The organism is Kitasatospora sp. NPDC101176 (genome assembly GCF_044768035.1).
Taxonomy (GTDB): domain Bacteria; phylum Actinomycetota; class Actinomycetes; order Streptomycetales; family Streptomycetaceae; genus Kitasatospora.
On record NZ_JBIWPA010000001.1, the window covers coordinates 496,907 to 509,976 of the forward strand.

Annotated in this window: 13 protein-coding genes and 1 pseudogene; 7 read left to right on the plus strand and 7 right to left on the minus strand. The window is 76.8% G+C overall.

Annotation, left to right across the window (positions count from 1 at the left end):
• The first annotated feature begins 4 nt into the window (after window positions 1-4).
• Genes ACIRS1_RS02035 through ACIRS1_RS02045 form a run of 3 tightly spaced genes read left to right on the plus strand, consistent with a single transcriptional unit; the run spans window position 5 to window position 3,475 of the window.
• Window positions 5-2,023, plus strand: a complete 2,019-nt coding sequence (locus ACIRS1_RS02035; RefSeq protein ID WP_402836087.1) for an ABC transporter permease — start codon at window positions 5-7, stop codon at window positions 2,021-2,023.
• Window positions 2,020-2,763, plus strand: a complete 744-nt coding sequence (locus tag ACIRS1_RS02040; protein ID WP_402836089.1) for an ABC transporter ATP-binding protein — start codon at window positions 2,020-2,022, stop codon at window positions 2,761-2,763. Before ACIRS1_RS02035 ends, ACIRS1_RS02040 begins: the two co-directional genes overlap by 4 nt.
• A 43-nt stretch (window positions 2,764-2,806) precedes the next feature.
• Window positions 2,807-3,475, plus strand: a complete 669-nt coding sequence (locus ACIRS1_RS02045) for an ATP-binding cassette domain-containing protein (RefSeq protein WP_402836091.1) — start codon at window positions 2,807-2,809, stop codon at window positions 3,473-3,475.
• 80 nt (window positions 3,476-3,555) lie between these two features.
• Here ACIRS1_RS02045 and ACIRS1_RS02050 read toward each other — a convergent pair whose 3' ends face one another.
• Window positions 3,556-4,344, minus strand: coding sequence for an SDR family NAD(P)-dependent oxidoreductase (locus ACIRS1_RS02050; protein ID WP_402836092.1), 789 nt, complete (start codon window positions 4,342-4,344; stop codon window positions 3,556-3,558).
• A 104-nt stretch (window positions 4,345-4,448) separates the two neighbouring features.
• Window positions 4,449-4,532, minus strand: a complete 84-nt coding sequence (locus tag ACIRS1_RS02055) for a zinc-binding dehydrogenase (protein ID WP_402836314.1) — start codon at window positions 4,530-4,532, stop codon at window positions 4,449-4,451.
• 49 nt (window positions 4,533-4,581) lie between these two features.
• On the opposite strand from ACIRS1_RS02055, the pseudogene ACIRS1_RS02060 reads away from it, so the two are divergent.
• Both ACIRS1_RS02060 and ACIRS1_RS02065 read left to right on the plus strand, forming a co-directional pair.
• Window positions 4,582-4,697: pseudogene (locus ACIRS1_RS02060) on the plus strand (protein phosphatase); the annotation flags it as partial.
• A gap of 26 nt (window positions 4,698-4,723) precedes the next feature.
• Window positions 4,724-8,197, plus strand: coding sequence for a HEAT repeat domain-containing protein (locus ACIRS1_RS02065; protein ID WP_402836094.1), 3,474 nt, complete (start codon window positions 4,724-4,726; stop codon window positions 8,195-8,197).
• Here the strand turns inward: ACIRS1_RS02065 and ACIRS1_RS02070 are convergent.
• Both ACIRS1_RS02070 and ACIRS1_RS02075 read right to left on the minus strand, forming a co-directional pair.
• Window positions 8,181-8,543: a hypothetical protein gene (locus ACIRS1_RS02070; RefSeq protein WP_402836096.1), complete on the minus strand. Its 363-nt coding sequence runs from the start codon at window positions 8,541-8,543 to the stop codon at window positions 8,181-8,183. The two genes, ACIRS1_RS02065 and ACIRS1_RS02070, sit on opposite strands and share 17 nt — an antisense overlap.
• A gap of 27 nt (window positions 8,544-8,570) precedes the next feature.
• Entirely contained in the window at window positions 8,571-9,167 is a 597-nt protein-coding gene (locus ACIRS1_RS02075; RefSeq protein WP_387896786.1) for a DUF2867 domain-containing protein, read from the minus strand.
• A 95-nt stretch (window positions 9,168-9,262) separates the two neighbouring features.
• Here ACIRS1_RS02075 and ACIRS1_RS02080 point away from each other — a divergent pair, with 95 nt between their 5' ends.
• Entirely contained in the window at window positions 9,263-9,847 is a 585-nt protein-coding gene (locus ACIRS1_RS02080; protein WP_360205069.1) for a TetR/AcrR family transcriptional regulator, read from the plus strand.
• 4 nt (window positions 9,848-9,851) lie between these two features.
• Here ACIRS1_RS02080 and ACIRS1_RS02085 read toward each other — a convergent pair whose 3' ends face one another.
• On the minus strand, window positions 9,852-10,736 hold the full coding sequence (locus ACIRS1_RS02085; RefSeq protein ID WP_402836099.1) for an NmrA family NAD(P)-binding protein: 885 nt from the start codon (window positions 10,734-10,736) through the stop codon (window positions 9,852-9,854).
• Between the two features lie 68 nt (window positions 10,737-10,804).
• On the opposite strand from ACIRS1_RS02085, the gene ACIRS1_RS02090 reads away from it, so the two are divergent.
• Window positions 10,805-11,278: a MarR family winged helix-turn-helix transcriptional regulator gene (locus tag ACIRS1_RS02090; protein ID WP_360205064.1), complete on the plus strand. Its 474-nt coding sequence runs from the start codon at window positions 10,805-10,807 to the stop codon at window positions 11,276-11,278.
• Between the two features lie 27 nt (window positions 11,279-11,305).
• Here ACIRS1_RS02090 and ACIRS1_RS02095 read toward each other — a convergent pair whose 3' ends face one another.
• Window positions 11,306-12,394, minus strand: coding sequence for an urease accessory protein UreD (locus ACIRS1_RS02095; RefSeq protein WP_402836101.1), 1,089 nt, complete (start codon window positions 12,392-12,394; stop codon window positions 11,306-11,308).
• Window positions 12,391-13,011, minus strand: a complete 621-nt coding sequence (gene ureG / locus ACIRS1_RS02100; RefSeq protein WP_360205059.1) for an urease accessory protein UreG — start codon at window positions 13,009-13,011, stop codon at window positions 12,391-12,393. The genes ACIRS1_RS02095 and ureG overlap by 4 nt, the downstream gene beginning before the upstream one ends.
• Window positions 13,012-13,070: the final 59 nt, after the last annotated feature.

Sequence of the window (13,070 nt, forward strand, 5' to 3'; positions counted from 1 at the left end):
ACCGGTGGACGTCCTGCTCGCCGCGCCCGCCGACTCGCTCGGGCTCACCGTCGACCTGGCCCTCGCCGGGCTCACCGTCGGCTGCGCCGCCGCGCTCAGCGGCATCGGCCTGGTCGTCTGCCACCGCGCCACCGGCGTGCTCAACATCGCCCAGGGCGCCCAGGCGATGGCCGTCGCCTACCTGCTGCGGGACCTCGTCGTGGTCCGGCACTGGCCGGTGTGGCCCGCCGTCGCCTGCTGCCTGCTGCTGGTCGCCCCGGCGCTCGGCGTCCTGCTCGACGTCCTCGTCCACCGCCCCCTGCAGCGGCGCGGCGCCGGACCGGCCGAGACCATGGTCGCCGGGCTGGGCGTCTTCGTGCTGCTCATCGGCCTGGTCGTGCTGCTCTGGGGCCCGGCCCCGCTGGCCGGTGCCCCCTCCCCGCTCGGCGGCACCCCGATCCGGCTGCCCGGCGGGCACACCCTGCGGCCGGACACCGTCGCCCAGCTGGCCGCCATCCTCGTCCTCGGTCTCGGCGTCACCGCCGTCACCCGCTGGACCGGCTTCGGCCTGCGGCTGCGGGCCGTCGTGGACGACCGCCGCCTCGCCGCCCTCGCCGGGGTCGACGCCGACCGGCTCTCCGCCGCCGGATGGGCCTTCGGCACCTTCACCGCCGGGCTGGTCGGCGTCGCCCTCGCCCCCTACCTGCTGCTCGACCCGTACGGGCTGCCGCTGCTGGTGATGGAGACCATGGCGGTGGCCGTCGCCGCCCGGCTGCGCAGCATCCCGGTGGCCGTCGCGACCGGGCTCGGCCTCGGCGTCGCCCAGGCGGAACTCACCCGGCTCCGGCCGTCCGGCCAACTGCTGCCGCTGGTCCAGGCCGTGCAGTCCAACCTGTTCGTCATCGCGCTGCTCGTCACCGCCCTGCTGGCCGGCCCGCACATCACCGGCGGCAGCCACGACCTCGCGCCGCTGGCCGCCCGCCGGGCCCGGCCGGGTGGCGGCGGGCCCGGTGGCGGCGGGCGCGGCGGCCAGGTCGCCGGGGCGGTCTGCCTGGTCCTGCTCCTGCTGCCGCTGGGCTTCCGCGGCAACGACCTGCGCAGCGCCCTGCTGGTGCCCGCGCTCGCCCTGGTCCTGCTCTCCGTCGTCGTCGTGACCGGCTACGGCGGGCAGATCTCGCTCGGCCAGGCCGGGTACGCGGGCCTGGGCGCGCTCGGCACCGGGCTGCTGATGTCCGGCCGGATCCCCGGCGTCCCGCCGCTGCCCGCCCTGCCCGCGCTGCTGCTCGCCGTCCTGGCCACCGCGCCGCTCGGCCTGCTGACCGGCTGGCCCGCGATCCGGCGCCGCGGCCTGGCCCTCGCCCTCGTCACCTTCGCCGTCGGCACCGCGATGAGCCGCTTCGTCTTCCAGCAGCCCTACGCCACCACCGGGCTCACCCTGGACCGCCCCGCCCTGCTCAGCGGCGACCGGGCCTTCTACCTCGCCGAACTCCTCCTGCTCGGCCTCGGCCTGCTCACCGTCCGCGCCCTGCACCGGGGCCGCACCGGCCGCGCCCTCACCGCCGTGCGCGACCACGAGGCGGGCGCCACCGCGGCCGGGGTGGACGTCCCCGGTCTCAAGCTGCTCGCCTTCGTCGCCGGCGCCGCGCTCGCCGCGCTCGGCGGCGGCCTGATGGGCCTCGCCGGCCGGGCCTTCGACCCCGCCGCCTTCGACCCCGTCCGCGGTCTGCTCTGGTTCGCCGCCGTCGTCGTCGCCGGCGCCGACAGCGCGCTCGGCGCCGTCCTCGTCGCCGCCCTGCTCACCGGCCTCGACGCCGGCACCACCGCGGGCGTCTCCGCCGTCGCCGTCGGCGCCCTCGCCGTCGCGATCGGCCGTCTGCCCGGCGGCCTCGCCGCCCTTCCCGCCCGCCGGCCGCGGGCCACGGCGCCCCCGTTGCCCGCGTCCCGCCTCAGCCCGGCCGGCCGGCGCGTCCGGGCCCTGGTCGCCGCTCGGCCGGCCGACGAGCGGCGGCGCCGGCCCTCCCGGACGGACGCAGGTCCGCCGTGACCACCGCCGCCACCACGGCCACCGCCCGTCTCACCGCGCGCGGCATCGTGTACCGCTACGGCGGGATCGAGGCCGTCGCCGGGGTGGACCTGCTGGCACCGCCAGGCCGGATCACCGCACTGATCGGCCCCAACGGCGCCGGCAAGAGCACCCTCTTCGACTGCCTCGCCGGCACCGTCCGCCCCGACGCGGGCCGGGTGCTGCTGGGCGGGCGGGACGTCACCCGGCTCGCCGCCCACCGGCGGGTGCGGCTCGGGCTGGCCCGGACCTTCCAGCAGATCGCCGTCTTCCCCACGCTCTCCGTCGCCGACAACGTCCGGGTCGGCGCCGAGCAGCACCGCGGCCGGCCCGACCCCCGGGCAGCCGCGGAGCGCACGGCCCGGGCGCTCGGACTGTTCGGGCTGCAGGACGTCGCCGCCGAGCCGGCCGCGGAGCAGCCGACCGGCGTGCTCCGGCTGGTGGAGCTGGCCCGGGCCCTGGCCGGCGGACCCAGGGTGCTCCTCCTGGACGAACCGGCCGCCGGACTGGACACCGCGCAGACGGCCCGTCTGGTGACCGTCCTGCGCGGCCTCGCCGACCGCGGCATGGCCCTGTTGCTGGTCGAGCACGACGCCGAACTGGTCGCCGAACTCGCCGACTCCGTCTACGCCCTGGCGGACGGCCGGCTCGTCGCCGGCGGGCCCACCCGCACCGTGCTGGCCGACCCCCGGGTCACCCGCGTCTGGCGGGGGGCCGGCTGATGTCCGCGGCACGCCCCCGGGCCGCCCGGGCAGGCGGCGCCCGGTGAGCGTCGAGCTCGCCCTGCAGGGCGCCCGGGTACGGTACGGGCCGCTGGAGGCCCTGCACGGCGTCGGGCTCGCCGTGCCGGGCGGCGGCGTGACGGTGCTGCTCGGGCGCAACGGGGCCGGGCGGACGAGCGTGCTGCACGCGGTGGCCGGGCTGGTGCCGCTGTCGGGCGGGCGGGTGCTGTGGCGGGGGCGGGACGTCACGGGGTGGTCGGTGCACCGGCGGGTGCGGGCGGGGCTGGCGCTGGTGCCGGCGGAGCGGGGGGTGTTCGGGTCGCTGACGGTGGCCGAACACCTGCGTCTGGGCGGCCCCGCCCGGTCGCGGGCGACGGCGCTGTTCCCGGAGCTGACCGCGCTGCTGGACCGGCGGGCGGGCACCCTCTCCGGCGGCCAGCAGCAACTGGTCGCGATCGGGCGGGCGTTGGCGGCCGACCCGGCGCTGCTGCTGCTCGACGAGCCGGAGCGCGGGCTGGCGCCCGCCGTGGCGGCCCGGCTGCACGCCCACCTGCTGGCGGGCGCGGCCGCCGGCCGGACGGTGGTGCTGACCGCGCGGGCGCTGCCGCGCACCCTCGCCACGGCGTCGGTGGTGCACGTCCTGCACCGGGGCGAGGTGGTGTTCTCCGGCGAGCCCGCGGAGCTGGCGGGTTCCTGGACCACCGCGCGGTGACGGCGCCGATGCGCGGTGGCCGCGCCGCTCCCCGACGGCCGCGCCGCTCACCGGGGACCCGCCGCTGCGCGGTGACCGCGCTACTGCGCCAGGTACCCGCCGTCGACGGGCAGCACGGCGCCGGTGACGAAGGAGGCGTCGTCGGAGGCGAGGAAGAGCACGGCCGCCGCGACCTCGGCCGGGGTCCCGAGGCGCCCCATGGGGTGCAGCCGCTCGATCCCGGCGAGGTACTCGGCGCCGCCCGGTTCGCCCCGGAGCCGGGCGACGCGCTCGGTGGTGATGGTGCCGGGCGCGACGGCGTTGACCCGGATGCCGCGGTCCGCCCACTCGACGGCCAGGTGCTTGGTGATGCCCGAGGCCACGAACTTGGCCGGGCCGTAGACGGCCTGGCCCCGTTGGCCGGCCTCGCCGGAGATGGAGGAGACGCAGACGACCGCACCACCGGGCCGCTCCTGCGCGGCCATCGTCTGGATCGCGTACTTGCAGGTGAGGAACATGCCGCGGCCGTCGACGGCCATCACGCGGTCCCAGTCCTCGGCGGTGGCCTCGGTGACCTCCATCAGCGGGAGGACACCGGCGTTGGCCACCAGGACGTCGAGGCGGCCGTGCCGTTCGACGGCGGCCTCGACCATCCGGCGGGCGTCCCGGTCGACCGAGACGTCGCCGACCACGGTGCTGACGGCGTGCGGCAGCCGGTCCGCGAGCCGGCGCAGACCGGCGGCGTCGACGTCGGTGGCGACCACCGACGCGCCCTCGCGGGCGAAGCGTTCGGCGACGGCCTTGCCGATGCCGCTGGCCGCGCCGGTCACCACGCAGGCCCGGCCGGCCAGCCGGCCCGCCGCGCCTCCGGTCTCGTTCACAGTCACCATGACGCCGGACTCTACCGATCGTCCGTCAGATTTCCCGGCAAGGCGCACAGTTGGGCGACACGCCGGGCAGCCCCGCCGGGACGGCCCCGGGCGGTGACGACGCGTCAGACCGTGAGCACGATCTTGCCGCGCAGGTGGCCCTGCTCGCTGATCCGGTGGGCCTCGGCGGCCTCCGCCAGCGGGAGCACCCGGTGCAGCGGCAGCCGCAGCGTGCCGGCCTCGTGCAGTGCGAGCGCGGCGGCGGCCTCGACGGCGTGCCGCCCGCCGAGGCCGTCCGGTACGTGCGCGACCACTACGACCGCCACGCCGTGGAGACCCCGTGGCAGCGGCGGTTCGTGCGACGCCTGCCCTGACCGGCACCGGCGGCTACCCTGACCGGATGGGCGGGGAACCTGATCGGACGACGAACAACCGGGCGGACGCCGTGGTCGTGCACGGCGACCTCATCCAGGCCGGGACGGTCCACCAGGGCGGTGGCACCGGCGAACGCCCGGTCACCGCCGAGTCGTTGGCCGCCGCCTGCGCCGGGTACGCACGCCGGGTGCGGGAGACGTTCGGGCGGCTGGACCTGGAGGTGCTCACCCCGCTCTCCGAGCAGGGCGAGCACCCGGCGGTGGAGCTGCGCGAGGTGTTCGTCACCCCGCAGGTGCGGGAGGACCCGCCCCCGGTCGAGCTCCCGCGCGAGCTGGTGCAGCGCCTGCTCGCGAACGGCGAGCAGACCACCGCGGAGGACGAACTCCCGCCGGGCCTGCGGCAGTCCACCGTCGAACGGCTGCGCACCGGGTACCTGAGCCGCCCGAGCGAGGACGTGCTCGACGTCCTCGCCGGGCCGCGCGGCGAACGGGTCGTACTGCTCGGCGACCCCGGCTCCGGCAAGTCGACGGTGGCCCGCTACCTCGCGCTCGTCCTCACCCGGGGCGACGACTCCGGACCGCTCGCCCGGCTCGCCGGCCGGCTGCCCCTGGTGGTCGAACTGCGCCAGTACGCCGAGGAGCAGTGGCGCGAGCGCACCTTCGAGGACTTCCTGGACCACCGCCACCGCACCACCGGGATGTCCGTCCCCGGCCCCGAACTGCGCCGGCTGCTCACCGAGGGGCGGGCCGTGGTCGTCTTCGACGGCCTGGACGAGCTGTTCGACCCGGGGACGCGCGCCGCCACCGCGGAGCGGATCGCCGCCTTCGCCGCCCGCTACGACCGGGTCCGCGTCGTGGTCACCTCCCGGGTCATCGGCTACCAGCGCGCCACCCTCGGCGGCGCCGGCTTCACCCACCTGATGCTGCAGGACCTCGACCCCGGCCGGATCACCGCCTTCGCCCGCCGCTGGTACGCCATCGCCTGCCCGAGCGACCCGCAGCTCGCCGCCCGGCTGGTCGAGCGGATCGGCGGCGCGGTCGAGGCGTCCCGGCCGATCCGCGAACTCGCCGGCAACCCGCTGCTGTTGACCATCCTCGCGATCATCGGCCGGCGCCAGACCCTGCCCCGGGACCGCCGGGGCGTCTACGAGCACGCCGTCCGGGTGCTCGTCGCCCACCTGGACCGCGACACCAAGCACCTGCGCGCCCCGCTGACCCCCGCCGCCGCCGAGGCCCTCGACCTGCTCGACGACCGCGAACTCCTGGAACTGCTGCGCCTGCTGGCCCGGCGGATGCAGGAGGGCATCGGCGGCATCGCGGGCAACCACATCCACGCCGACGACCTGGAGAGGGTCTTCCGCGACTACTTCGCCCAGTTCGGCCTGCCCGCCCACCAGTGCCTGGCGGCCGCCCGGGCACTGCGCGACCAGCTGCGGGAGCGCAACTTCATCCTGGCGCGGTACGGCGGCGAGGTGTACGGATTCGTGCACCGGGCGTTCCTGGAGTACCTGGCGGCCGCCGACGTCGTCCGCCGCTACACGGTCGACCGGGAGTGGACCCCGCAGGAGCTGATCGAGGAGGTGTTCGCCCGCCGGGTCGACGACCCGACCTGGCACGAGGTGCTGCTGCTGGTCGTCAACGAGCTGAGCGAGGCGGACGCCGGCCGGGTGGTCGACCACCTGCTCGACCGGGGGGACGCCGCCTCGCTGGTCCTGGCGATCCGTGCGCTGGCCGAGGTCCGGAAGATCGGCCTGCTGACCGCGCAGAGCGACCGGGCGATCGACGGCATGACCGCCGCCCTGACCGGCGCGGCCGGGCACCCCGGGAGCAATCCGCTGCTCGCCGCGCTGACGGCGCTGGCCGGCTTCGGCGCCGGGTGGTCCGGTCGGGAGCGCTACCTGCGCTGGTTCCGCCTGCGCGGCCAGTTCCTGCCGCTGGCCGAGGACGCCACCACCGTCGCCTGCACGCTGCACGACGACGTGCGGCCGGCGCTGGCGCTCGCCCTCCACGGGCTCAAGTCCGGCAGCCGGGCCTCCGCGGTGTCCGCCCTGGCCCAGCGCTGGCACGGACGGCCCGAGGTGCTGCCGCTGTTGCTGCGGCTCGTCGACGACGGCGTCTCGCTGGACCGCTACACCGTGGTCAACGAGGTGGCGAAGCGCTGGCCCGAGCACCCGGCGGTGCTGCCGCTGCTGCTCGGCCACGCCGAGACCAGCTCGGACGGCTACCTGCGCACCGTGGCCCTGACCGCGCTGGCCCAGCACTGGAACACCCGCGACGAGGTCCTCGCCGTCCTGCGCGAGCGGGCCGTCCGCGACCGCGACAGCCTCACCCGGGAGGCCGCACTGGTCCGGCTGGCCACGCACTGGCCCGGGCACCCGGAGGTGCTGCCGCTGCTGCTGTCGGCCGCCGTCCTCGACGCCTCGTCGACAGTGCGCTCCGCCGCGCTCACCGAACTCGCCCGCCGCTGGCCCAAGCACCCGGACGTGCTGCCGCTGCTGTTCGAGCGGGCCGCCGGGGATCCGGACCGCTTCCCGCGCGAGGTCGCGCTGAACCTGCTCGTCCAGCACCGGCCCGAGCACCCCGACGTCCTGCCGCTGGCCCTCGACCAGGCCGTGCACGCGCCGGCCTCGGTCCGGGCCACCGCACTGCGCAACCTGGCCGGCCGCTGGCTGCACCACCCGGGCGTGCTCCCGCTGCTGCTCGACCGGATCGCCCGCGACCCGGCCGACTACCCCCGCCAACTGGCCCTGCGCCAGCTGACCCTGGACGGCTGCGAGGACCCGGACGTGCTGCGGGTGCTGCGCGAGCGGATGACCGACGACCCCAGCCCGAACGTGCGCTCCAGCGCGATCGAGGGCGTGGCCCGCTCCCGGGCGCTGCGCGCCGAGGCCCCGGCGCTGCTGCTGGCGCGGGCCGCCGGCGACCCGGACGACTCGGTGCGCGCCACCGCGATCCGTGAACTGGCCGCCGGGTGGCCCGAACACCCGTCCGTGGTGGAGGTGTTGATCGACCGGGCGGAGCACGACCCGGGGGAGGCGGCGCGGCGCCACGCGCTGCAGGCGCTCGCCGCCCGACGGCCCGGGGCGCCGGAGACCGTCGACCTGCTCCACCGGGCCGCGGTGGACCCGTACTCCACCCGGCTGCGTACCACCGCCCTGGGCCTGCTGGCCGAACTCGGCGGGCGGCGCCCGGAGGCGGTCCCCTTCCTGCGCACCCGCACCCGCGCGGACCCGGACCAGGAGGTCCGCTGCGAGGCGCTCAGCAGTCTCGCGGTGCTGGCCGGAGAGGAGGGCGAGGCGGTGGTCCGCGGCTGCGCCGCCGAGGACCCGAGCCCCGAGGTGCGCGGCCAGGCGCTGACCATGCTCGCCTGGCAGTGGCCGGGCCGCCGGGAGACCGTCGCGGCCCTGCGGCGGGCGGCGGGCGAGGACCCCAGCCCCTACGTGCGGGGCGCCGCCGAGGCGGGGCTCCAGGTGGCGGCCCTGCTCACGCGGGAGGGGTGAGCGTGAAGTCCGCCCGGTCGCCGTGCATGACGAGGCGCAGCGCCGGGCCGGGCTCGTCGGGGCGCCAGTCGGCGGCCAGGGCCGCGCGGACCAGGTCGGCGGCGAGGGCGGGGGTGACCGGGTCGAGCTGGAAGACCTCGGCGATCCGCTCGGCGGGGGCGGTGAGCAGCACCCCGAAGTTGAGCCAGGGGTCGTCGAAGCGGCGGACGACCTCGAGCGGGCGGGGCGCGCGCCCGGGCCTGTCGGGCCAGACCCGGACGGCCACGTGGTCGGCGTCCAGGTGCCGCACCACCCAGCGGTAGTCGCGGCCGTCGACGTGGAGGGCGCGCGGTGTCCTGAGGGCCATCCGGCGACGATACGCCCCGGGCCTGCCTCAGCCGCGGGCGGGTGGCCGGGGGCGGTCGCGCCAGGCGCGCTCCCACTGGCGGGTCAGGGCGGGGTAGACGACGAGGTGGCGGAACGGTGCGATGAGGGCCATGTAGCGGCGGCCGAGGCGGCCGCGGGGCTTGACCAGGACGGCCATCCGCAGCTCGTGGCCGCCGTCGCCGGTCGGCACCCAGCCGAGGTGCATGAGGGCGTGGACCGTCCGGTTGGCCACCTCGCGGACGGCCTCGTCGGGGAGTTCGTAGACCGGGGTGAGCGGCAGGCCGTCGTCGCGGGCGGGGTCGGCGGTGGCGCGCAGGCCGTCCGGCAGCCGGTCGCGCAGGGTGGGGAGCGCTCGGCCGGGGCCGGCGTCGGGCCGGTCCCAGCCGAGCAGCGCACCGAGGCCGCGGCGGGCCGCGAAGAGGGCCCGGACGGGCAGCGGCCGGCGGCCGCCGGTGCCGGCCCGCAGGGCGGCGAGCATGACCGGGAAGTCGTCCGGCCCGGCGCCGGGTGTGCGGTAGGACCAGACGTCCTCGACCCGGAAGTCGGCCGCGAAGCCGTGGATGCGCCACGGCCGTCCGGTGTGTGCCGTCGTCGGAAGCCTCATGGCTTCGCCCCCTTTGTATACGCTGGCGTACACATCGAGGCTAGGACGAATATACGGTGCCGTATATTCACCGGACGAGTGAGGCGGGTCACACCGTGGGCACTGCTCGCACACCGCGCGGGGCATGGGTGGAGGAAGGGCTGCGGGCCCTCGCCGCGGGCGGCCCGGACGCCGTCCGGGTCGAACCCCTGGCCAAGCGGCTCGGCGTCACCAAGGGCGGCTTCTACGGGCACTTCGCCGACCGCGAGGCCCTGCTCGCCGAGATGCTGGACACCTGGGAGCGGGAGAGCACCGACGAGGTCGTCGACCGGGTCGAGCGCGAGGGCGGCGACCCGCGGACCAGGGCCCGGCGCGCCGGCGCGCTCACCTTCTCCGGCGAGCGCCTGCTGCCGCTCGACCTCGCCGTCCGGGACTGGGCCCGGCGGGACGAGGCCGTCGCCGAGCGCCTGCGCCGGGTCGACAACCGGCGGATGGACCTGCTGCGCGAGGTGATCGGCTCCCTCTGCACCGACCCGGACGAGGTCGAGGCCCGCAGCCTGATCGCCATGTGCGTGGCCGTCGCCCGGCACTCCCTCGCCGCCGACCACGGGGGCCGCACCCGGGCCGAGGTCCTCGACCGCGCGGCGGAGCTGCTCTTCCCGGGCCAGGGTGCGCCCCAGGGCCCCCGGGGGACCGGGTGACGGCTCACAGCTCCCAGGTGCGAGCGGCGGCCCACTCCTCGACGCCCTGCCAGTGGATGCCGGGGTGCTCGCGGTGCAGCGCCCCGGTGTCGATGTCGAGGCCGGTCTCCCGGAAGTAGCGGAACATCGCCGCCAGGTCGCCGGAGTAGCCCTCGACGACGGACAGCGGGACCTCCCGGTACCGCACCGTCCGCCCGCTCGCCGCGCTGATCGCGGCGGCGATCCGCTCGCCGGTGCACCACTGCGAGGCGATGTCCACCCGCCGGCCGGCGTACGCGTCCGGGTGGGCGAGGACGTGGGCGGCGAAGGCACCGATGGTGTCGGAGGCGATCACCGGGAGGGCGGCGCCGGGCGGCATGGGCAGCGGGAACCAGCCCTCGCGCAGGGACGGGAGCGTCCAGCCGTTGGCGTAGTTGTCCAGGAACACGGCCGGGCCGAGGACGGTCCACGGCAGGCCGAGACCGGCGAGGTGGCGCTCGATCAGGTGCTTGCTCTCGAAGTGCGGGATGCCGGTGGCGCGGTCGGCGTTGCTCGCCGAGGTCAGGACGAGGTGCCGGACGCCGGCGGCGGCGGCCGCGTCGAGCAGTCCGACGCCCTGGCGGACCTCGGTGTCGACGTCGGTGCCGAAGGGGGTGGACATCGCGAACAGCGCCCCCGCGCCGTCGAGGGCGGCGGCGAGCGAGTCCGGGTCGTCGAAGTCGGCGCGCACGGGTTCGGCCCCGAGGGCGGCGAGCCGGAGCGCGGCGGGCGAGGTGACGTCGCGGGTGAGGGCGCGGACCGGCCGGCCGGCCCGCAGGAGGGCCCGGGCGGTGGCACCTCCCTGGGCGCCGGTGGCGCCGGTGACGGCGACGGGGAGCCGGGGCGGCTGCGCAGTGTTTACCTGTGTCATGCAGACAATCTAGAAGGAAGTCTCTGCGCCACACAACTTATTTCGGCGCTGCCGGATACCCTGGCCGCATGACGACCCGCGACGACCTGATGGCCGAGCTCTGGCCGGCCTCCCGCCGCTACCTGGCCTCGTACGTGCTGTTCAACCAGGCCGTCGCCGACCACCTCGGCATGCACCCGACCGACGTCCAGTGCCTCAGCCTGCTCACCCTGGAGGACGGCCCGGTCACCACCGGCCGGATCGCCGAGCTCACCGGCCTCACCAGCGGCTCCGCCACCCGGCTCGTCGACCGCCTGGAGAAGGCCGGCCTGGTCGCCCGCCGCCGCGACGAGGCCGACCGCCGCCGCGTCCTGGTCGCCGTCCTCCCCGACGCCCTGGAGCACTTCGGCCGGGTGTGGCGCACCCTGGGCACCGACTGGGCGGCCGTCTACGCCGACGACAGCGAGGCCGAACTGGCCTTCCTACTGCACCACATGCGCCGCGTCGTGGACCTCAGCCACCGCCAGATCGCGCGGCTGGCGAACGGCCTGGAGCCCGCCTGACGGCGGCGGGCCCCCGGGCCCGTCCGGTCAGGTCCTGCGCAGCGCCGGCGCCGGAGCCCCGATCAGCAGCCGCCGCACGGCGTCCCAGGCCGCGCGCAGCGCCGCCGCGCACGCCCGGGTGTCCGAGCCGAGCAGGCGCACCCAGGCGCCGGCGTCGTGCGGCAGCACGCTCACCCCGTACAGCAGACCGCAGTCCGCCAGCGCCCCGTGCAGGGTGTCGGCGACCAGCGCCGCCGGCGCGAGCGGGCTGACCGCGTACAGCGTGGACATCACGTCGTGCCCGCCCAGCACCGCCGGGCCGGTCACCCCGGCCGCCGCGGGCTCCAGCCGGACGGTGTCGACGGCGACCGGCCGGTCGTCCGGGCGCCGCACCTCGAGGTCGGAGGCGAACACCCGGTAGGCGTTGCGCTCGCCCCGGGCCAGGCGCCCGGCGAGGACGGTCTCGCCGGCCAGCACGGTGGCGGTCGGGTCGACGGTGAGCACGGTCCGCTGGTAGAGCCGGGAGTCGACGAAGGGGATGACCGGCTCGGGCAGGTACTCGACGTAGGCGCGCGGGCCGGCCTCCAGGTTCACCAGCTGCGTCGCGTAGTCGAACTCCATCCGGTAGACCTTGGTCGCCGCCTGGGTGGTGAGGTGGGTCGCGGTGTCGGCGCCGCACCGCAGGTCGGTGCGGAGCCGGTCGGCCTGGAGGATCCCGCCGCCGGTGGACATCAGGAGCGTGATGGCGAGGTCCGGGCGGGCCGGGTCGTAGTAGAGCGGGCGCATGATCTGCAGCGGCGACTTCTGGTAGTGGCCGGTGAGTTCGGTGCGGGCGCCGATCCGTTCGAAGGCCAGCTCCAGCAGGCCGACCTTGCCGGGGCGTCCGACCGCCAGCGTGTCGGGGGTGCCGGCGTGCCGGCGGACGGCCTCCGGGACGCGGGCCGGCTCGTAGTGCGCGGGATCCAGCCGGTCCCGCCGCGCCGGGCGGACCGGGCGGGCCGGGCGGCCTCGTCCGGCCGACGGCTCCGGCCCGGCCGACGGCTCCGGCCCCGCCGGGCGGGCCGACGGCCGCGGCGCGGGCGGGGCGGACCGGCCGCCGGCGGGGGCCGGGACTCCCCCGCCGGTGGTCACGGTCATGCCGGGACCTTGCGGAAGGTCTCCAGGAAGGTCGCGATCTCCTCCAGCCCGTGCCCGGTCAGGCAGTTGGTGAGCACGACCGGTCCGCCCTCGCGGACCCGGTGGGCGTCGGCCTCCATGACGCCGAGGTCCGCCCGGACGTACCGGGCGATGTCGATCTTGTTGATGACCAGCAGGTCGGACTCGGTGATGCCCGGGCCGCGCTTGCGGGGCATCTTCTCGCCCTCGGCGGTGTCCAGCACGAACAGGAAGAGGTCGACCAGGACCGGACTGAAGGTCAGGGTCAGGTTGTCGCCGCCGGACTCGTACAGCAGGGTGTCGACGTCCGGGAAGCGCTCCAGGATCTCGGCGCCGGCCGCGAGGTTCATCGTCGGGTCGTCCCGCACGGCGGTGTGCGGACAGGCCCCGGTCTCGACGCCGACGACCCGCTCGGGGTCGAGCACGCCGGCCAGGGTCCGGCGCACGTGCTCCGCGTCCTCCTGGGTGTAGATGTCGTTGGTGATGACGGCCGGGCGGTGGCCGCGCTCGATCAGCACCGGCACCAGCGCCTCGATCAGCGCCGTCTTGCCGGACCCGACGGGCCCGCCGACGCCCACCCGGAGCACGTTGTCGGTCATGCCTTCCTCCTCTGCTGCAGGGTCATGTGGTCGGACCGGTCCGGGTGCGCGGCGCCGCG

What these genes read in the sequence shown, in the direction of transcription:
- ACIRS1_RS02050 (WP_402836092.1), bottom strand. Translation starts at nt 4,344, where the DNA reads ATGGTGACTGTGAACGAGACCGGAGGCGCGGCGGGCCGGCTGGCCGGC.
- ACIRS1_RS02065 (WP_402836094.1), top strand. Translation starts at nt 4,724, where the DNA reads ATGGGCGGGGAACCTGATCGGACGACGAACAACCGGGCGGACGCCGTG.
- ACIRS1_RS02070 (WP_402836096.1), bottom strand. Translation starts at nt 8,543, where the DNA reads ATGGCCCTCAGGACACCGCGCGCCCTCCACGTCGACGGCCGCGACTAC.
- ACIRS1_RS02075 (WP_387896786.1), bottom strand. Translation starts at nt 9,167, where the DNA reads ATGAGGCTTCCGACGACGGCACACACCGGACGGCCGTGGCGCATCCAC.
- ACIRS1_RS02085 (WP_402836099.1), bottom strand. Translation starts at nt 10,736, where the DNA reads ATGACACAGGTAAACACTGCGCAGCCGCCCCGGCTCCCCGTCGCCGTC.
- ACIRS1_RS02090 (WP_360205064.1), top strand. Translation starts at nt 10,805, where the DNA reads ATGACGACCCGCGACGACCTGATGGCCGAGCTCTGGCCGGCCTCCCGC.
- ACIRS1_RS02095 (WP_402836101.1), bottom strand. Translation starts at nt 12,394, where the DNA reads ATGACCGTGACCACCGGCGGGGGAGTCCCGGCCCCCGCCGGCGGCCGG.
- ureG (WP_360205059.1), bottom strand. Translation starts at nt 13,011, where the DNA reads ATGACCGACAACGTGCTCCGGGTGGGCGTCGGCGGGCCCGTCGGGTCC.